Raw genomic sequence first — 19,031 nt, forward strand, 5'->3', positions numbered from 1 at the left:
AATCAATCCTTCTTTTCTGACCCGCGGACGAGATCGACCAGGGATTCTATCTTTGCGGAGTTCTGCACGTCGCTCTCCGTGAGTGACACACACCCCCGGACGTCGGCGCCCCTCTCCGCAAGCATCGCCTTAATCTTTTCAAGCGTCTTTTGCGGCGAACCGCGCGATGTGCAGTATATGAAAACGGTCTTTCCCTCGATCCCCTGGAGCGCGTCGACGGCAGCGTTGATCGCTGGCGTCGGGTTACCCGCCCATACGGGTGATCCGATGATTATGGCATCGTAGCCGGAGACGTCGATGACCTCGGGTTCAATATCGGCCTTATGCCTTAGCAACGCCCGCGGCATGCCTTTGAGTTACATCCCCATCTTCGAGTAGCCGGCGCGGTCTTTTACCTCCACCAGATCACCTCCGGTCGCGGCAGCGAGCCGTTCCGCAACAGATCGGGTGTTCCCGGTCTCAGAGTGGTATATGATGCAGAGAGGCATACCCGAGAGTGGCGCGGGCCGGGTATAAACCGGTACCGGCCACTAAAAAATGGTGTTACTTCTGGAACTGTGGCATGAACCTGCGGATCTCCGCACCCACCTGCTCGATCAGGTGTTCCTCGTCTGCTTTTGTCAGCGCGTTGAAGACGGGGCGGTTCACCAGGTTCTCAAGCATCCACTCCCGCGCGAACTCACCGCTCTGGATCTCTTCCAGGATCTCCTCCATCGCGGCGTAGGCCTCCGGCCCGATTACACGTGGGCCGCGGGTCAGGTCGCCGTACTGGGCGGTGTTGCTGATCGAGTCGCGCATCTTTGTGAACCCTCCCTCATAGATCAGGTCGACGATGAGCTTCATCTCGTGCAGGACCTCGAGGTAGGCCATCTCGGGGGCGTAGCCAGCGTTCACCAGCGTCTCAAATCCAGCTTTTATGAGGGAGGTCACACCGCCGCAGAGGACCGCCTGCTCGCCGAAGAGGTCGGTCTCGGTCTCCTCGGCAAACGTCGTCTCGAGCACGACCGCGCGTGTCGCGCCGATTCCACGGGCATAGGCAAGGGCGATGGCATGCGCATCCCCGGTGGCGTCCTGCTGAACAGCGATGAGGGCCGGCACGCCCTTCCCCTCCTCGTACATCCGGCGGACCATGTGGCCGGGGCCTTTCGGGGCGACCATGACCACGTCAACTGTTGGCGGCGGGACGATCTGGCCGTAATGAATGTTGAAACCGTGTGAGAACATCAGACAGGTGTTCTCTTTGAGGTTTGGGCTGATCTCGGCGCGGTATACGGCCGCCTGGTTCTCGTCGGGGAGGAGGATCTGGACGACATCGGCGCGCCTGGCCGCTTCAGCGACAGGGTAGACCTCAAAACCATCCTCAGACGCTCTCTGCCAGCTGTTCCCTGGCCGCAGGCCGATGATGACCCGGCACCCGGAGTCACGCAGGTTCAGCGCCTGTCCCCGGCCCTGGGAGCCGTATCCTATGACGGCGATTGTCCTGCCATCCAGTATGCGTGGGTCCGCATCGGATTCATAGTATTTTTGCACCATAGTTTCTCACTTCCCCTTTGGAGAGCAAACCTGATAAATATTCTATCGGTGAACCTCTCTGGTGCACTGTGGGTTATTTTAAGATTGATGGGGAAGAAACTTTATCCTTCATAACAGGCGATTGAGGATCTATAATGGAACTGCCAGATGTCCAGTCCAGCCTGCCGGAGGTTCGGATCAGCCTGACCCGGGTGGGCGTGAAGAACGTCATGAAACTTGTTGAGGTTGCCCGGTCGGCCAAGCGGCCGGTCATCTTCATCTCCAACTTTGACGTCTTCGTTGACCTGCCAGCGAGCCTCAAGGGTGCGAACCTCTCACGGAACTTCGAGGTGATCGATGACGTGCTGCAGCAGGCCATCGACGGTGAGGTGAAGGGGATTGAGGAAGTCTGCAGCGCGGTGGCCAGGAAACTTCTTGATAAACATGAGTACGCGGAACGGACGGAAGTCCGGATGCGGAGCCAGTTCATGGTACGGCGTGAGACGCCGGTCAGCGAGACAACCTGTCACGAGGTCGTGAACGTCCACGCGCGAGCGATAGCGCAGAGGAATGATGGAAACCCGATCATCAGAAAGAGCATAGGTGCCGAGGTGGTCGGGATGACCGCCTGCCCCTGTGCTCAGAATATCATGAAGGACCATGCCCTCCACGTCCTCGAGCAACTTGGTGTTGAGGAGGATAAGATCGCCAGGTTCTTTGAAGAGGTGCCGATGGCCACCCACAACCAGCGTGGACGGGGTTTCCTCTGCATAGAGATCGACGACGACCAGCAGATCAGCCTCGAGAAGATCATCAAGATCCTGAAGGACTCCATGAGTGCACGTATCTATGAGCTCCTCAAGCGGGGCGACGAGAGTTATGTGGTGATGGAGGCTCACAAGAACCCGAGGTTTGTTGAGGACTGCGTCCGTGAGATGGCCCGTAAAGTGGTTACGCAGTTCGGGGATCTCCCCGGCGACACCGTGGTCACCATTAAACAGACAAACGAGGAGAGCATCCACCAGCACGATGCCTACGCGGAGCGGAAAGCAACGATAGCCGAACTGGTCTCGGAACTGGAAAGAGGCGCACTATAGGCTCCAGCCTCAATTCCATCATTTTTATACTTGCCTGCCCTCCCGGTGCTTGGTGTTACTGTTGCTCTATTACGTAACACTCAGAAACATCCCAAAGCGAAAGATATAAACTCTGTTTCCTTCATAATCCATGTTGACGTACTCGTGTACGTTTTCGGTAAAGAATTGTGTGGTAACACCAGTATCGTGTTCAGAACACCACATTATCGGAATGAGGCGATATATTTGTCGAAAGTTGTAGAGATTTCCCCAACAACGAGGCATGAAGGCCACTCAAAGCTCGTCCTGAAGGTCAATGATGAAGGAATCATCGAGCGTGGAGACTGGCTCAGCATCACCCCGGTGAGGGGAGTTGAGAAACTTGCCATAGGGAAGACGATGGAGCAGGTTCCAAAGATAGCATCACGCGTCTGTGGTATCTGTCCCATCGCACATACCCTGGCGGGTGTTGAGGCGATGGAAGCTTCCATCGGGTGCGAGATCCCCGAGGATGCAAAACTCCTGCGCTACATCCTGCAGTGTGCCAACAGGATGCACAGCCACGCCATCCACAACATCCTGTCCCTCCCGGATATGTACATCCCCGGAACAGACACGAAGATCAACCCGTTCACCAAGGAAGAGCCTGTAAGGAGCGTCGCTCTCCGGATCCAGCGGCTCCGTGAGATCGGCCAGACCATCGGCGAGATAGTCGGCGGGGAGGCGATCCACCCGAGCAACCCCCGCGTCGGCGGTATGTACACGAACATAACTCCGCGGGCGAAAGCGAAGATCTATGACCTCGCGAAGGAGGCCCGTGTGCTCGCGCAGCAACAGATGGAGTTCATGATTGCGGTCTTCCGGAACTACCAGAAGCGTGACTGGGCTGAAGTCGGCGGCGTCGAGGTCCCGATCCCCGATGACCTCGGCTACCACAATCAGGGCTACATGGCCACTGCACCGGTCTACGGCAGTTCAAGCCTTGATGAGAACCCCACCTGGTTCCCCGAGCGGTTCACCGAAGTCCGCCCCTGGGACTGGTACATGGGCGAGGTCGAGATCACTGAGGCCGACCCGAACTACCCGATCGGCGGCACCACCCCCGTAGGAAATAAGGCCTGGCCCCAGATGGAGGCCTGCACCGGCGTCCCGCTCTACGACGGCCAGCCGGTCGAGGTCGGACCGCGTGCACGCCAGGCGATCTTCAAGAACTACGACGAGAAGGGCACCATCGGCCTGCAGATCGCGCGGCAGATGGAGTTCCCCGAGACCGCCTATGGCATCATCGACGCCGTGGACGCGCTCAACACCTCCGGAAAGGTGCTCGCCGACGAGATCCCGCAGGGTGACGGATCCCTCGGCTGGGCCGCAAACGAGGCTCCCCGTGGTACTGACGTCCACCTTGCCCGGGTCAAGGATGGCCGGGTGCAGTACTACTCGATGCTGGTTCCGACCACCTGGAACTTCCCGACCTGCAGCCGTGCCCTTGAGGGTGCACCCTGGCGGCTTGCGGAAGTCATCATGCGTGGATACGACCCCTGCGTCTCCTGCGCGACGCACATGCTGGTGATCGACGAAGACAAGAGGTTAGTGGCCCAGAAACTCATTCAGTGAGCGTACACGCATGCTATTCCGTGAGATCGTGATTGCAGGATGCGGCAACCCTCTCTTTGGAGATGACGGGTTTGGCCCTGCTGTAGTCGAGGAACTCAAGAAACTGCAACTGCCCGACAACGTCAAGGTGATCGATGCCGGCCTTGGCGCCCCTCACTTCCTCTTTACGCTGATTGAGGATGCGGAGGTGCCGGTGAAGAAGCTCGTCATCATCGATATCGCCGATTTCGGCGGTAATCCCGGTGATGTGACGAAACTCCGGCCTGAAGACCTGCCACCGGGCGCCTACCGTGATGCCCATTCGTGGGATCTCTCAGAGCCGCTGCAGCGATTGAAAGACGTCATCGATATCACGATCATCGGATGCCAGCCAAAGCGTGTCGCGAGCCATGAGTTTGAACTGGGGCTCACTGAGGAGGTTGAAAGGGCCATTCCCAAAACAGTACGGATCGTACTGGAAGAGATTGGGGTAGAATATGGGGCTACTATCAACCATCAAGGAACGCATCTTTGGGCGTCGCCGGGAGAAGCCGGAGGAGATGCCGGGGAGAACCCCGGAGAGCAAACCTGAGGCGAAGCCCCCGGTGAAGCCCTCTGATGTTATTGTGGAAGAAAAGGTGGAAGTTGTACAAAAGGAGGAAAAGCCTGTGGCAGAAAAGATTACGATAGGTGAATTACATCTGAGCGGATGTACGGGATGCCTCGTGACGCTTGCGGACAATTACGCGGGTCTCTTCAAGCTGCTCGATGATTACGCGGATCTGGTATACGCACTCACCCTGGTCGACGTGCGCCATGTCCCCGAGATGGATGTGTGCCTGGTCGAGGGTTCGTGCTGCCTGGATGATAAACTCTCGGTAGAAGAACTGAAAGAAGCAAGAGCAAAGTCGAAAGTACTCGTTGCCTACGGCGGTTGCGCAGCCTACGGAAACATCACCCGGTTCTGCCGTGGCGGACAGTGGAACCAGCCCGGCCACGAGTCGTATGTGCCGATCAGCGAGGTCGTCGATGTTGACCTCTACATCCCGTCCTGTCCGCCGTGCCCGCAGGAGGTCAGGAACGTTGCCGTCATGGCCTACCTGCTGCTTCGGGGCAACGCCGAACAGAAGAAACTCGCGACCGCATACCTGACCCCGCTGATGCAGCTTGCACAGCGCGGCAACGAGGCATGCGGCTGCGACCTGATGTATGAAGTCATCAACCAGGGTCTCTGCATGGGATGCGGGACCTGTGCCGGCACCTGCCCTGTCCGTGCAATCACCATGGAGTACGGCAAGCCGAACGTGAACCGTGACCAGTGCATCAAGTGCGGCGCCTGCTATGCCCAGTGCCCGCGCAGCTGGCTTAACTTCGACGTCATAAACAACTACGAGGGCATCATCGGTGCCATCAAGGGAGCCATGCAGTGAGGTGATGAAGATGGACGTACTCGGTAACTACAAGTCAGTGGTCTCGGCGCGGTCGACCGACAAGGAGATCCTGAAGCATTCCCAGGACGGCGGAATCATAACCACGCTCTTTGCCTACGCGCTCGAAGAGGGCATCATCGATGGTGCCATCGTTGCGGGCCCTGGCAGCGAGCCCTGGAAGCCGGAGCCGGTTGTCGCGACCACGAAGGCCGAACTTCTTGCCGCCGCCGGAACGCGCTACAACATCAGCCCGAACCTCTGCCTGATCAAGGAGGTGACCCGGAGTTACGGCCTTGATAAAGTCGGCATTGTGGGTACACCCTGCCAGATGCAGGCCGTCCGGAAGGCTCAGCTCTATCCGATCGGTCTGCGTGATGTCGACGACAAGATCGCTCTTGCGCTGGGCATCTTCTGCATGGAGAACTTCTCCTACCAGGGGCTCGAGGCGATGGTCGAGGACCACTGCAACCAGAAGATGGAGTCCGTCAAGAAGATGGACATCGGCAAGGGCAAGTTCACCGTCTACACCGAACGCGGTGCGGTCAGCCAGATGCCGCTCAAACTGATCCACAAGTACGTGCAGCCTGGCTGCCACGTCTGCCTGGATTACGTCGCGAACCTGGCTGATATCTCAAGCGGCTCCGTTGGCAGCCCTGACGGCTGGAGCACGGTCTTCGTGCGCAGCACCATTGGCAACGGCGTCTGGGACGGCGCTATCGCGGCAGGTCTCTTTGAGACAAAGCCGATCGACAAGGTCAAGCCAGGCCTTGACATGGTGACGAAACTTGCCACCGAGAAGATCACAAAGAACCAGAAGAACGTGGATGCACGCAAGACCGTGGGCCTGAAGGCGGATGGAACCCCGAAGGGTCTCCGGAACCCCTATGAGGGGCCCTGAAAAACACTCTTTTTTTATTCTTCCCGCTGCAAGCCCGGATAAAGATGGAGGGTGGTGGGGGTCGAAGGTCGTTTACGAAGAACGCAAGGCAGGGATGAACGCCGTCCTCCGGCATTATTGTTGAGCATTATGATCCATACCCGATCATTGAGATTGGGGCTGCAATCTCTGTTTTGCGCCGCCGTTGACGATGGAAAACACCTCCGGTCGAGGTCATACCTTTCCCCGCAGGTGGTAGGGTGATATTCTCCTCACCACTCATTTGTTTTTGACCACCAATGGTCAACCCCGTTCATGCAGGCTGATGGCGGGGGGTGCGTGCGGGGGGATGCTGGATCGATATACCGCTCCGTCCTGGCTGCTCTCTCATCATGAGCCGGGTAGATTTGCGCCGCCAGATGGACCCTCCCTGCTGGAACCGCATCACCTCCCCCGCGCCCTTGCAAAAAACTACATGATGCCCACAAGGCCACATGCATACCAGATGAAAATATCTAGAGCGCCATTTTCATACGAAATAGGAGGAACCCTAGCGCTGCTACGCTCCAGGATCAGGCCCTCGGAATATGGCGGCGCCTCTCTCTGCCGTCATACCCCATCAAGAAAGCGTTTTTTGCTGTTATACCGTTATTCAGTCCCTGAACAGCACCTGGTAAGTTACCGATTCTGCTCCAAAAAAGTCCCTGCAAAACTCCGCTGCTTTTGAGGGCTCGTACTCCTTGCAGCTGAAGATGTCAAGATAGGCCGCGTTTGTCTCGTTCGCGAAGTGGCCGGAGATCAGCGACGTCTCAATGAGCTGGGTCATGGAGTAACCCGCAACCCTCTCCGTCGGGCCGAAGTGAACGATCTGCGGTTCGCCAAACCTCTTCATCTCGATCAGGTCGCACAGTTCAATAATGAACCGGTGTATCTTCTCCGGGTCCCGGATGGATGCCGGGTCGCACCCTTTCAGGTCCACGCTGGTATAGAGCCCCCAGCAACCTCGTTGTTTAAACTGTGCAACTATCTCCGCATCGCTTGCGGTCTCTGCCATAACGCCGCTTACCGCAACGTTGTTTGTCATTACATTACCAGCCATCTTCTCCACCTTCGAGACAGACTCCGATCGATTGATCCCTGTAATTTTTGATAGTTCTGATTTTAAACTTATCCATCATACAAATTGAAAATAGCCGTTATTTTATGGTTACGCCAGAGCAATCACGTGTTATTGATGAATATAGGGCAAATTCAGGGTAGATTTTGAAATTAATGACTTTGCGTGGCCTCTACTCGTTTTGGTATGAATATTGTAGTACTGATGTAATACTAAATATGAATTATGAAAGGAACCAGATTTTTTCTGGGGTCAACCCTCCGTGGGTTTCGGGGTGATCAGGTCTTAAAAGACAATTATTTTGTCTGTAGGGTTCGGCGGGAACTATCCTGCTGGAATCCAGGTGGAGAAATGACCGCTTGACAATCCGTGCCCGTAACAGTCAGCATCCCCCCTTGAAAACCCGAACACGAGTGAATACTGGGAACCATTTCCGGATACACGGAGTCAGGCGGCACCCTGGCTTCAGCGCGCACCGCAACATCCCCCACGCGACAAACTTACCTTACCTCAGGCGGGGTGCGGTGAACCCGCCGCACGTGCGTATGGAGTTCCTCAAACGTTGAGTAAATTCTGCCGCAGACCGGGCAGATAAACTCGCCCATCTCCACCGGGAAATCCGGGGGCTTCCTGCCCGGTGGTCTCTCGTCCATTATCGGTCACCCTCTTCGGCTTCAATCTCCTCGATCGTTCGCCCTGAGATTACCGATCGAGGTTCTGAAACGACTGGATTCCTGCCGGGGTCTGCCTCATCGTCGTTCTTCTTCACCAGAAGCCAGGCCTCGTTCTTTCCCGTCCTGAAACGGGTGAGAGCGTAGCCGCCCCGGATCTTTGTTCCATCCAGCCAGAAGGATATGTGACCCTGCCTGAGTCCCTCCGCAACCCCTGTTTTCTCACCTCTTCGCTCTGTAAGGTTACGGTAGGTCCCCCTGTCCCAGACGAGAACCGCACCGGCGCCGTAACTCCCCTCCGGTATAACCCCCTCGAACTCGGCGTATTCGAGCGGGTGATCCTCCGTCGGGACGGCGAGGCGTTTCTCCTCCGGAGAAAGGGACAGCCCTTTCGGAACAGCCCATGACTTAAGCACGCCATCAACCTCCAGCCTGAAGTCGTAATGGAGCGTTTTCGCCGCGTGTTTCTGGATTACAAAGATTGGATTCTCCTGCTCCACTCTCTCCGGGTCATCCACCTGCGTATCCAATCCTGGCATACGGAAGAGTGCCGTGCTGCCTCAAGATAAGGTTTTTCCTGGTTCAGGTCTTCCGCTCTGATGTGGGGACGATCCTGATGTTCATCTTCTCCGAGCCGCTGATCAGTATACCCTCCCCGGGCTGGAAGTTCAGGAGATCTTTCTCGCTCACCTCGAAGAACCTGGCGTTCTCCTGGGCCTGCTTCTTGTTCTCTGAGCGCATACAGAACTTCACGGCGATGTTTGCCAGGATCTCCTCGTTAAAGTGAGCGATGAGCTGTGACGCCAGGATCAGCGAGACCCCGAACTTCCGCATCTCGGTGGCGTACTTGTTCAGCACCGCCTTGATGGCCGTCTTCGAACCGCTCTTCTGGCTCACCAGGAGTTTTGCCTCGTCGACTATGACGAAGAGCCGGAACTTCGCTCGTTCGTCATCTGTTCCGCGTGGGATCTCCCCAATAGCCTGAAGGGTGTAATAGATCCGGCGGAGGAATAGATCGGCAAAGAGATAGCGCAGGCTCTCTGGGAGGGCGTTTAAGTTGATATGGGTGATCCCGCCGGAGAGTATGGCGGGGATCGAGATCTTATCCTCTCCCGAGAAGAGGTTGTAGTCAAAGATATCCTCGAGGTATGCAGGGATCGTCTCGTCCTCGCAGGACATGATCCCCCCCTCGATATCATCGAAGTCGAGCACCCGTGTCCATGTTGCGGTATCCGCCGTGATCCCGGCGGTCCTGTAGCAGTCCTTTATGATGTTCTTTAACTTTCGGCGCTGCTGGATGCCGAGTGTTGGGAAGTTGATCGAGATGGCATCGACAAAGTCCGATGTGGCCCGAAGAGGCGTGATCTCATCTATCTCGGGGTCGAGTTCCAGCGGGTTGAAGTAGTACTGACCCCCCTCCCGGATCTTGTATGACCGGATATCGCTGCCAGTCCCTGCCATGTCCCCGTGAAAATCGATCAGGAGAACCGGCATCGATTGTGCCGCAAGTTCCGAGGCGATACACCGGATTGTCTCGGTCTTACCGGCTCCTGACCCGCCAATGATGATCATGTGGCCGTTATTGAGCCTCCCTGGCGACCAGTTGACCCGCTGCCCATCACCGGTGTAGCCGAGGAAGAGATCAAGCCCGCCGGAGCGCTGGGGCTCCGTCACAGGAGCGTTTCTCAGCGGTGCTGGCGTGGGGTGTGCCACAGCCGCGGCCCTATCTTCAATCCGCTCCCCCTCCTCCGGGGGAATTGCAAGATCATCCCACACCTCCTCACCCACCTCTCTGTGGCCGGCTGCCGGTGACTGGAGGGCTGCGTCTTCACTGAATGGGTGTGCATCCTCGATCTTCCCGGGAGGTTCTGCCGCCGGCATGGGTTGGAGGTCGATAACGATCTTCCCGGCAACTTCAGCCATAAGTGCATGCTCGAGGTCGCGAAGGCGCTTCTCGTAGAGGTTCCGGTCCCTGACGATGAACCTGGCAAGGTCAACCCCATCATCCTCTGGCACCCCTTCCAGGACGTAGACCACGTCGGTAAGGCTCGCAAGGACGCGTGAGAGTTCGCGGCGGAGGGCACGCGATCCGCGGATACGCTCGTAGTCCTCGCCGAAAGCAAGGTATCGCAGAACTGTGAACGTCGAGTAGAACGACTCAAGAAGCATATCGTAGTGATCCCTTACTCCAGCATCGATCCGTTCGAGCATCTCCTTGAGGATATAGGCAAACTCCGGCGGGAAGGTGTAGACAACACCGTCGATCATGCCGGTGTCAAGGTCGAATGAGTAGGCGAGGACGGCGCACCCTGCGTCTTTGAGCCTGGTGGCGAACCGTTCGCACCCCTCAAACAGGCCCGGGCAGTTTTTGAGGAGGAAATTTATGAACGTCTCATCGCTGCGGGGTGGCGTTGATGGGAACGTCTTGTTTATGAAAGATCCTTTCACCGTACCTGCCAGGAGAACCGGGACGATCTCGTGGGTCTCACGGGCTAGACCCTGGATATCCAGTCTCCGGAGCCTCGCTTTGAGCAGGTCCCGCCCGATCGCCTCGCCCGTGGCGGTCGGCCGGACCAGTGTCGTCCCGTGCCAGGAGAGTGACTCGATGAGGCCAATGTCTGTAAGGGCAAATAGCGGCCCTGAGGTATAGGCATAGCAACTCTGCTCGATCACGCCCTCTCCTTCCCCGCGTGAAGAGGCGCTATTCTGGGCTACATAGATGTAGAGGAGTGTCTCTATGATGTCGCGGACCTCCTGGAACCGGAAATCCCGCAGGTACTCGATGACGGTGGAAGGAAACGATTCCATCAGGCCGGAGATCTCGGCATCTGAATAGCCCATCGTCCTTAGTAGTTCGGCTATCTCTGTTGACACGGGTTCACCAGTGTATTCTTATCCAGGTCGGCACGAGAGGTGCACGGTGCCACTTCACGCGATTGCCTGTCTCCGGTGAGGAAGGCGGTATGAATTGGTTTGCTCTCTAACCTAGTGAACTACCACGCGCCTCTCGGGCGTGGCTTCCTGCTTCATCCTCCTCCCCACCGGGAGCGAGTCCACAGGCTCAACGGTGCGTCCCGCACCTGATACCCCGACAAGATTCTGTTCTTGCAGGGCGAACTTCTTGATATTGATCGCCGCATTGATATCGCGGTCGTGATGAGTATCACAGACCGGGCAGACCCATTCCCTCTCAGAGAGGGCAAGATCCCGCTCGAGATATCCACAATTATTACATATCTTTGAGGACGGATCGAACCGCCCGATCTTCAGGAGCGTCTTCCCATACTTTCGACATTTGTAATCCAGCATCGTAAAGAACGTGCTCCACGATACATCTCCAATCCCCTGGGCCAGACAATGGTTCTTCATCATCCCGCCAACATTCAACGACTCCACTGCAATAGCTTGGTTCTCGCTCACAACTCGAAAAGAGATTTTGTGCAGGAAATCGTTTCTTTGGTTGGCGACTTTTTCATGGCACCGGGCAAGTTTCCGGATCGCCTTCTCTTGGTTCTTTGACCCCTTTTTCTTCCGTGACACTCGCCTTTGCAACACTTTCAACCGCTGGAGGGAGGTCTTCAGGTATCGGGGGTTCTCAATCTTCTCTCCAGTGGAGAAGGTTGCGAAGTCGGTTAAGCCAACATCAATCCCGACCGTCGTGTCAGATGTGAACGGTACAGGTTTAGGCTCAGGTTCCTCGTCGTCGACAAGGATGCTGACAAACCATTTTCCCGTCGATGTTACAGACACCGTGGCATACTTCATCTTCCCAGTGAAGATTCGGTGGAAGACGGTCTTAACCTCACCGATCTTAGGGAATTTGATCGTCCTCTGGTCAAAATTCACATGGTAATGTTGTGGTACCTGAAAAGACCGTACAGGGTTCTTCTTTGACTTGAACCGGGGGAATTCCTTCTTCTCCCTGAAGAACCGGGTGAAAGCGTTGTCGAGGTTCTTGTTTGCACTCTGGAGCGACTGCGAGTTGACTTCCTTGAGCCACGGATATTCTTCCTTGAGGGCAGGAAGACGATTGTTCAAGTCGAAGCAAGAGAGTTTTTGGCCATCTTGTTCGTATGCTTTGATCTTCTGTTCCAGAGAATGGTTGTACACAAACCGACAGGCATGGATGTGCTTCATGAGGAGCGTGACTTGCTCTCTTGAAGGATACATCCGATACTTGTAGGCTTGGAGCATAGAAGTAATATTAAGCGTTATAATAAGATATAGTTTTTCTGTAATCTCCGGATCTATATCAGAAGGGCGGCTCCGCTTTCATCCCCGCGCCTCTCGACCGGGGTCTTCCTGCTCCGCCCCCTTCACCCCCTGCAAGATAAACATAGGTTTTTTGCAGAAATACGGCTGCATCCGGCAAATCCTCCCGCGCCGGGGCCCAGGTGCTGGATGGGTGGCAGGTGCCTGCCTGCGTGATCACCGCTGCCGGATCTCATGCGGGCGGATGCCCGGTGACGGTGAGACTCCGCCGGCCGTTCTCACTGCCAGACCCTGACCGGGTTGATCGAGGCATCGATGAGGAGGTCAAAGTCAAACATCTCGACCCAGCCCATCTTCTCAAACATCTGCATGAAGCAGACACCGACGATCATTGCTCCTGGATGGGTGGCGACGGCCCCGCGCACCGCTTCTTTTGTGACCGGGACGCCCGGCATCGAGAGTCCACCCATCAGGACTATCACCTTCGGGTCGACCTTCACGGCCGATTCGGCGGAGACCTGCATACCGACGCCCTCGACCGGCCGGATGACCTTTGCCGCTGCCTCGTTGACGTAGGGCACATAAACCTGTTCGATAGGGAGGTCGCGGACGGCAAACCCCAGGAGTTCGATGAAGGGTGTGCAGGTGCCGGGGCAGCCGTAGTAGACAACCTGGTCGCCCTCATTTAGCCCAGAATCGCGAAGGAATCCTTTGAACGGCCGGAGCATTCCCGGGACGCCTGAGAGTTGTTCTTTCAGTTCCATGCAGGTCTTTTTATCGCCTGGAGATATACCATTTCCGGATGTGACCATACGTTGCCTACAGCACACCGCAGCCTGAGAGGTGGTAGAGTCTGCGGACACGTTCGGCCGCATTTTCTGATACCCTCTCCCCGATATGGGCAAGGATGGTCTCGATGTCCTCTTCCGGCACGCATCCCAGGTCTTCCCAGCCGGAGAGAATCAGGTCCGTAAGATACGCCCAGTCCTCTTCTGAGAGTCGGGCAACCCGTTCTGCAAAATCCTTATCATCCCTGGCAATGTGGTTTGAGACCGGCGGAAGGATGGAGTGAAACTCATGCCCGGACCCGGGGCAGAGGATACCACTGTACTCAGGGGCCAGTTTTCGAAGGATGGATAGATCCTTCTCGTCAAGTTCGCGAGCCATGGTTTACCGGATATAATGGAGTTGTGTTCGTTCAAAAAGTGCTCTATCCCCTCGCCCCCCTTACGACGGTGCGAGAGGGTTCTGTTCAGGTGAACCTGAGCCACGCCTCCGTCCGGGTGACAAACGCGAGAAGGAACGCATGGTCCGGGTTCAGGGGCGTCCCGGCGATCGGGATCTGCCCGCCCATGGATGCAGCGCTGCGCCTTTAGAGCCTGAACTCTTTAAATATGCCAGAGGGGGAACCCGGTGCCCTATCGCTCTCCTATCTGTGCCTGGATGTGCCGCACCGTTTCAGGGTAATGTCCTGCAAGGTGGTTATCCTTGAGGTTCTCCCTCACAATCCACCGGATCTCCTGGTCATCCAGTGTTGAGACCTGCTGCAGGTACTCAAACCCGCTGGACGGGATGGCGGCAACAACACGGCTTAGCGTGCAGCCAAGCGTCTTTCGAAGCGCATGGAAATCTTCGGACTCCCTCTCACCTGCGGTGTAGACGCGGATCAGGATCTTTCGATGGAGCCGGAGCGCCGCCTCTGCGAGATCTGGCTCTCTGAGCACGTCCGCGTCCGCAACCCCGGCGGCAACGGCCCGCATGGCGGACCATGAACCCCCCTCCACCCAGCCATTCAGCTCGGAGACGGTCACGTCCCGGTGCCGGGCGAGGAGATCCTTGAGCCCGATCGCCGCTGCATCCCGGATCCGCCACCTCGGGTCGTCGGCGCTCTCTGCGAGTTTCCGGAGCGCCGCCTTCACGCATCCTGGTGATACCGTGCCCATCGCCGCGATACCCCTGACTCCGCAGACCGAGAGGAACTCGTGCGGGTCGTCCGTCGGTGCATCTTCGGGTGATATGCAGGCGAGTTCGACGCAGAGGTCCCTGAGTATCCGGCGGTCTTCGGGGTCGGCGGCAGCAAATTCCCGGACTGCCTTGGCAAACGCCTCCGTCAGATCCTGGTTTGTGCGTGGGCCCGCGAGGCTGCTCTCCGCCGCGAGGTACGCGGCGAGGTCTCCGGCGTCTCCGCTTGAGAGGAGATCCATGAGGCGCCTGGCAACTTCGCGGGTATAAATGGAGTCAGGGGTCAATCGTGTGTAGAGAGGTGGCAACCCGCGGGCATAAAAAGATCGCTACCTCCGGGAGAGGGTTTCAACAAAGGTCTCAAGTGCCGCATGGACATCCTCGCTGTTTAAGGCAGAGATGGGGAAGACCATCTCCCCGTGGAGATCGCGGCAGATGGCGTCGGGCATCGCATCAGGACAGTCGCACTTGTTTGCCATAAACGCGAGCGGCACCTCAAGCGCTTTCAACCGGAGATAAAGATCTCTGGTCATGGCATCCACGCCCTTTGTTGCATCCACCATGATGATAGCGCCGTCCATCCCACGCGAGAGGACCTGACGGACAAACTCGAACCGCTCCTGCCCGGGCGTCCCGAAGAGGTAGACAGCCCTCCCGTTGACTTTGAGTCTGCCGAAATCAAGCGCCACGGTGGTCGGGCCTTCGTCTGAGGAGGCCTCGATGTGACGGCTGCGGGGGTCGAGCGCCTGGATAAAACTTGATTTGCCTGCATTGAATGATCCAAACACGACAATCTTGAGTCTGTCTTCTGCCATCAGGCTTCTATTGGCGAGAAGATGTTTTAGGATTTCGATATGATGGCAAGATGAACGAGACAGCAATAGTTCCGGGCTGTCATGGGAATCATATTGGTACCTCTCTCGCGTCTCATGGAAAGATTGTTCCGCAGTCGACGGCGCAAGCGACACTGCCCCGAAAGGGCGCTGGTCACCGAACAAAACCATAGAGCGGCAACATCCAACCTACAGGTATGGGGCCAGATGAGATGGATCCTGTAGTGCTGGAGATAATGGCAACCCTGGATAGCCTCTTCCTCGCCGAGAAGCAGGCAAGGCTCCAGGTTATCCGCACTCGAGGCACAAGGACTACCCACTCGCAGCGACATCCGAGATGGTCAGGGACATGGAGTCTGATGCTGCCATCGTAGAGGCGCTCAGCGGTTTCGGTTTTGAACAGCACACCCGGGATGACGATGCTGAACTATGGATCTCGGATGAACTTGGATCGATGGTCTTCCTCCTTCTTCACCGCACCGGATGGCCGCTCCTACACCTACAGGATAGTTCAGGTTCGAGGTGGTCGGCGAGGATGAAATATCTCTTTAAAAATGTGGATACTGGGAAAAACCCACGTATTGCTGTTTTGTGGGCTGCTATGCCAGATGCTATATACTGTAAGATACACTTCTGTGTAACAGGTAAAAGACAGGAGGGGCATATATGGAGCGCTCGGTAAAACGTCTCATGGAGGACAGGGATAAACGTCGCGAGGAGAACATCGAGAAGTACATTGAGCAGCTCTCTGACGAGAGCACCCCCTACCGGCTGCGGGCGGTTGAGGCGCTCGGGACGTGCAGCGATCCGCGGGTGGTCGAACCGCTGATTGCCGCCTTGCAGGATCCCGAGAACGAGGTTCGGTGGGTCGCGGCGCAGGCTCTCGGGAAAGTCCGCGACCCCCGGGCGGTCGAACCGCTTCTCTTTCTCCTGAGAGATGGGGATCGCTGGGCACGGCGCGGTGCTGCCTGGTCGCTTGGAGAGATCGGCGACCCCCGGGCAGTCGAACCAATCCTCCCGCTGCTTGCGGATGGAAAGAAGGATGTCAGGACTGCCGCCGCGGAGGCGCTCGGGAAACTCCGCGACTCGCGGGCGACTGCTGCCCTCTCCGCCGCCCTCGAGGACGAGGTGGAGCCTGAAGTAAGGACGGCGATCCGCCGCGCCCTTCGTGAGATCAGAGGCGAAGCGGAGCCCTGAGCAGGTGGATTGATGGATGGGACGCTTTCGGCAGCGTCCGGCATGTCTGAAGCGCTGCTCCTCCGTTGTATGCAGTTCTCCATCGGCGCCCCCGCTCTGCCGCGGCCATTACGGACGCCCGAAACCGCTGGCAGGATAGTCTGTGCAGCAGCCATGGGAGAAACCTCTGCCGATCGGGCATCTGCAAAGTAATCGCCGGATCCACGGTTTTTGAGGATGGTCCCGGCGCGAAAAAGGATGAGGGCGTCGAGATGCCGGCTGTGGGGGATTACGGATCAACGGAGTTTTTCGGCTGGGCTGAGAGTCCGGGTTCGAACGCTTGAACTGTCACGCGCTTCCGGCCGTGGTCGTTTACGGAAAGATTTTTAGCAAGACCTGTGCAACCGCATCACATCTACCAGCGAAAAAGACTCTACGGCGTCCTGATCGCAGGACTGCTGCTCATCTGCCTCTTTGCGGCCGGATGCACGTCGCAGCCGACAGGGGAGGGGACACCGACTGCGGCACCCACACCGGGTGCGGCGACACGCCCGCAGCGGAGAACTACATCTCCAATGAGACGCAACCGGTGGGGAGCAGGATCACCATCACCCTTGATGAGAACCCGACGACCGGCTACAGGTGGAACGTCACCTCATCTGCCGGCCTTCAGTACGTGAACGAGACCTTCATCGCACCTGAGACAGAGGTCGTGGGCGCCGGTGGTGTGCACCAGTGGCAGTATGTCGCAGCAGAGCCCGGTTCCGTCGAGTTTACCGCGATATACAGGCGCCCCTGGGAAGAAGCAACCGGAAACGAGACCACCTTCTCGATGGATTTCATCATCAGATAACTCTTCATTTTTTCCCACACCGGTCGGAGATCCCCCTCACCCCAGGAATCTCCGTCGGTTTGCAGCCTCCAGGATAAGCGGGGTCAACCCACCGGTCTCGTTCTCGCGCAGCGCCCGCGAGATGGCGGTGGTGAGGCGGGCATGCTCCTCGTCCGGGACGACGTCCACCAGATCAGTCACCGTGGCTGCAAGGTCCGGTGGAACAAAACCGGTCTCTGTGTTGAGGAACCGGCAGGCGGCTCTAAGATCCTCATCAAAGTTGATATAGACTTTCCGTATAAACTCGATATCCGCATCATCCAGCACATTCAGGCCCAGTATCTCTGGAGGAAGGCCGATCGAGTAGAAAGCGGCGGTGAACTTGATTGCCCGTGGCAGGGTGATCCCGCCTGTGTTTCGCGCATACCCGAAGAGACCGATATGGAGTTTCCGTTTCCGTCTCTCCGGAACATATCGGGCAACCCGATTTATCAGAGGGGCAAACGGTCCAAGCCAGCGCTCATATGCCCGCGTATACCTCCAGATGATATCAAGTGCCGCATCTTCTTCGATCTTCGTGGGTTTTGTGGGCTGGCGTTCTTCCAGCACCCGGATAGCGTTCTGGACATCTTCAAGCTGGTAGTCATACTTGAACGCCGACTGAACGGTAAACGTCCGGACGCTGGGATACTCGGCAGCGACCCGATCGACCGTCAGCGGCGTGAGCCCTCCTCTAAAAGGTGCCGAACCGACACCTATGATCGGATGAATTCCTGCTCCGGCCTCTTCTGAGGCCTCCTGGAGATTCTGGAGAGCGATCTTGTTGAGGAGGACGGCGCTGATGAGCCCATAGTTCATTGCCGGGTCTGACCGGGCAAGGAAGACACGCTGGTCAGCGATATCCTTGTCCTGGAGGTAGCGCCTGACCACGTTGTGGGCATCAAGCATACTGGCCATATCCTCAAAGAGTGGTATGACGTTGATTCGATCCGGTCGGAATCTTCCGATCCAGTCAGCGATGGTTGGCCCACCCTCCCGGAGGCGTCTCTCCTGTTTTCCGACGACGACGTCTCTATAGTATCGGTAGATGTTGTCGATGGCAAGATGAGAGGTGGTCATCGGCAGGATAACCTCAAATATCGGGGAGCATTCTTCCCCGTAAAAGAGGCATGCCGTATCAAATGACCGCGGGATGCTCTCGAGTGTTTCAAGCAGGATCTTTGCCTCGGCGCTCTCGACCTCCGGATTTGGAACGCGCATTGTGAGGAAGACATCCCGTCCAAGCCGTTTCTCCCGGAAGAAAGTCTCGTAGCGGCTCAGGAGTTTCCTGACCACAAAGTTGTCAACCTCTTTTCCCTCGCAGTCCCACATCTGTTCGCTGCAGCCGAGGTGGGAGTAGGCGTAGTACGCCTCCTGCACCTCATCGTCCCCGCCAAGTTCGGGACTCTCGGCAAAAAAAGGCAGGTTAACGTTGTCAGGGTGCTGTGTGCTCATGCACTGCGGGATCCGTAACATCTTCTTGCTCCACGTGGCGGGTCGTGTTCTCGTGTCGACCATATCATTCTGTAACGGTTGACAGAAAAACCCGCCGCCTGCTATTTATCCTGCGGCGGTGAAGATAGCGGAGCGAAAAGATCGCGGCCTTTATGGCGCGGTAGTTCGTAGCAGTGTGCCGTAACCCTTTACCTCATGGTCTCTTACCCCATTCTGTGGCCTGCCCGCCGCGAGTTAAAGATGGTA

At 57.1% G+C, this 19,031-nt stretch carries 21 protein-coding genes; 9 read left to right on the top strand and 12 right to left on the bottom strand.

All coding sequences use genetic code 11. From position 1 onward, the window contains the following. Nucleotides 1-2 precede the first annotated feature (2 nt). From R6Y96_RS03405 to ilvC, 3 genes are read right to left on the bottom strand one after another with little or no spacing between them, the layout of a single operon-like run. On the bottom strand, nt 3-347 hold the full coding sequence (locus R6Y96_RS03405) for a flavodoxin family protein (RefSeq protein ID WP_318622119.1): 345 nt from the start codon (nt 345-347) through the stop codon (nt 3-5). Nucleotides 348-356: 9 nt separating this feature from the next. Further along, nucleotides 357-488 (bottom strand): flavodoxin family protein, encoded by a 132-nt coding sequence (locus tag R6Y96_RS03410; protein ID WP_318622120.1) that lies wholly within the window; start codon nt 486-488, stop codon nt 357-359. Between the two features lie 55 nt (nt 489-543). Next, complete coding sequence (gene ilvC, locus R6Y96_RS03415; protein WP_318622121.1) at nt 544-1,533, bottom strand: ketol-acid reductoisomerase; 990 nt, start codon at nt 1,531-1,533, stop codon at nt 544-546. 134 nt (nt 1,534-1,667) lie between these two features. Here ilvC and mptA point away from each other — a divergent pair, with 134 nt between their 5' ends. The 5 genes from mptA (at nt 1,668) to frhB (ending at nt 6,509) form a co-directional block, all read left to right on the top strand. After that, nucleotides 1,668-2,609: a GTP cyclohydrolase MptA gene (mptA, locus tag R6Y96_RS03420; protein WP_318622122.1), complete on the top strand. Its 942-nt coding sequence runs from the start codon at nt 1,668-1,670 to the stop codon at nt 2,607-2,609. 225 nt (nt 2,610-2,834) lie between these two features. Further along, nucleotides 2,835-4,202: a coenzyme F420 hydrogenase subunit alpha gene (gene frhA, locus R6Y96_RS03425; RefSeq protein ID WP_318622123.1), complete on the top strand. Its 1,368-nt coding sequence runs from the start codon at nt 2,835-2,837 to the stop codon at nt 4,200-4,202. Between the two features lie 10 nt (nt 4,203-4,212). Beyond that, a complete protein-coding gene (frhD, locus tag R6Y96_RS03430) occupies nt 4,213-4,773 on the top strand; it encodes a coenzyme F420-reducing hydrogenase, FrhD protein (protein ID WP_318622124.1) in 561 nt (186 codons plus the stop codon). A 76-nt stretch (nt 4,774-4,849) separates the two neighbouring features. Then, on the top strand, nt 4,850-5,611 hold the full coding sequence (frhG, locus tag R6Y96_RS03435; RefSeq protein WP_318622125.1) for a coenzyme F420 hydrogenase subunit gamma: 762 nt from the start codon (nt 4,850-4,852) through the stop codon (nt 5,609-5,611). Nucleotides 5,612-5,621: 10 nt separating this feature from the next. Beyond that, the gene (frhB, locus tag R6Y96_RS03440) at nt 5,622-6,509 is read left to right on the top strand and encodes a coenzyme F420 hydrogenase subunit beta (RefSeq protein WP_214021978.1); all 888 of its coding nucleotides are present in this window, start codon (nt 5,622-5,624) and stop codon (nt 6,507-6,509) included. Between the two features lie 631 nt (nt 6,510-7,140). Here the strand turns inward: frhB and speD are convergent. From speD to R6Y96_RS03480, 8 genes are all read right to left on the bottom strand, one after another. Further along, nucleotides 7,141-7,587, bottom strand: coding sequence for an S-adenosylmethionine decarboxylase (gene speD / locus R6Y96_RS03445; RefSeq protein ID WP_318622126.1), 447 nt, complete (start codon nt 7,585-7,587; stop codon nt 7,141-7,143). A 670-nt stretch (nt 7,588-8,257) separates the two neighbouring features. After that, nucleotides 8,258-8,815: a DNA polymerase ligase N-terminal domain-containing protein gene (locus R6Y96_RS03450; RefSeq protein WP_318622127.1), complete on the bottom strand. Its 558-nt coding sequence runs from the start codon at nt 8,813-8,815 to the stop codon at nt 8,258-8,260. Between the two features lie 43 nt (nt 8,816-8,858). Continuing rightward, nucleotides 8,859-11,150 (bottom strand): ATP-binding protein, encoded by a 2,292-nt coding sequence (locus R6Y96_RS03455; RefSeq protein WP_318622128.1) that lies wholly within the window; start codon nt 11,148-11,150, stop codon nt 8,859-8,861. Between the two features lie 111 nt (nt 11,151-11,261). Then, nucleotides 11,262-12,470, bottom strand: coding sequence for an IS200/IS605 family element RNA-guided endonuclease TnpB (tnpB, locus tag R6Y96_RS03460; RefSeq protein WP_318622129.1), 1,209 nt, complete (start codon nt 12,468-12,470; stop codon nt 11,262-11,264). 296 nt (nt 12,471-12,766) lie between these two features. After that, entirely contained in the window at nt 12,767-13,252 is a 486-nt protein-coding gene (locus R6Y96_RS03465; protein WP_318622131.1) for a DUF2124 family protein, read from the bottom strand. A 55-nt stretch (nt 13,253-13,307) separates the two neighbouring features. After that, nucleotides 13,308-13,655: a hypothetical protein gene (locus tag R6Y96_RS03470; RefSeq protein ID WP_318622132.1), complete on the bottom strand. Its 348-nt coding sequence runs from the start codon at nt 13,653-13,655 to the stop codon at nt 13,308-13,310. 251 nt (nt 13,656-13,906) lie between these two features. Then, nucleotides 13,907-14,692, bottom strand: a complete 786-nt coding sequence (locus R6Y96_RS03475) for a hypothetical protein (RefSeq protein ID WP_318622133.1) — start codon at nt 14,690-14,692, stop codon at nt 13,907-13,909. An 87-nt stretch (nt 14,693-14,779) separates the two neighbouring features. Then, the gene (locus tag R6Y96_RS03480; protein WP_318622134.1) at nt 14,780-15,265 is read right to left on the bottom strand and encodes a GTP-binding protein; all 486 of its coding nucleotides are present in this window, start codon (nt 15,263-15,265) and stop codon (nt 14,780-14,782) included. A 367-nt stretch (nt 15,266-15,632) separates the two neighbouring features. On the opposite strand from R6Y96_RS03480, the gene R6Y96_RS03485 reads away from it, so the two are divergent. The 4 genes from R6Y96_RS03485 to R6Y96_RS03500 all read left to right on the top strand — a co-directional run bounded on the left by R6Y96_RS03485 (nt 15,633) and on the right by R6Y96_RS03500 (nt 17,312). Beyond that, entirely contained in the window at nt 15,633-15,965 is a 333-nt protein-coding gene (locus R6Y96_RS03485) for a hypothetical protein (protein WP_318622135.1), read from the top strand. Next, nucleotides 15,950-16,480 (top strand): HEAT repeat domain-containing protein, encoded by a 531-nt coding sequence (locus R6Y96_RS03490; RefSeq protein WP_318622136.1) that lies wholly within the window; start codon nt 15,950-15,952, stop codon nt 16,478-16,480. Before R6Y96_RS03485 ends, R6Y96_RS03490 begins: the two co-directional genes overlap by 16 nt. A gap of 12 nt (nt 16,481-16,492) precedes the next feature. Beyond that, on the top strand, nt 16,493-16,672 hold the full coding sequence (locus R6Y96_RS03495; protein ID WP_318622137.1) for a hypothetical protein: 180 nt from the start codon (nt 16,493-16,495) through the stop codon (nt 16,670-16,672). A 271-nt stretch (nt 16,673-16,943) separates the two neighbouring features. Next, nucleotides 16,944-17,312: a protease inhibitor I42 family protein gene (locus R6Y96_RS03500; RefSeq protein ID WP_318622138.1), complete on the top strand. Its 369-nt coding sequence runs from the start codon at nt 16,944-16,946 to the stop codon at nt 17,310-17,312. Between the two features lie 36 nt (nt 17,313-17,348). On the opposite strand, the gene ppcA is transcribed toward R6Y96_RS03500, so the two are convergent. Further along, on the bottom strand, nt 17,349-18,806 hold the full coding sequence (gene ppcA, locus R6Y96_RS03505; protein ID WP_318622139.1) for a phosphoenolpyruvate carboxylase: 1,458 nt from the start codon (nt 18,804-18,806) through the stop codon (nt 17,349-17,351). Nucleotides 18,807-19,031: the final 225 nt, after the last annotated feature.

It is taken from the genome of Methanoculleus receptaculi (assembly GCF_033472595.1).
In the GTDB taxonomy this organism is placed as follows: Archaea; Halobacteriota; Methanomicrobia; order Methanomicrobiales; family Methanoculleaceae; genus Methanoculleus; species Methanoculleus receptaculi.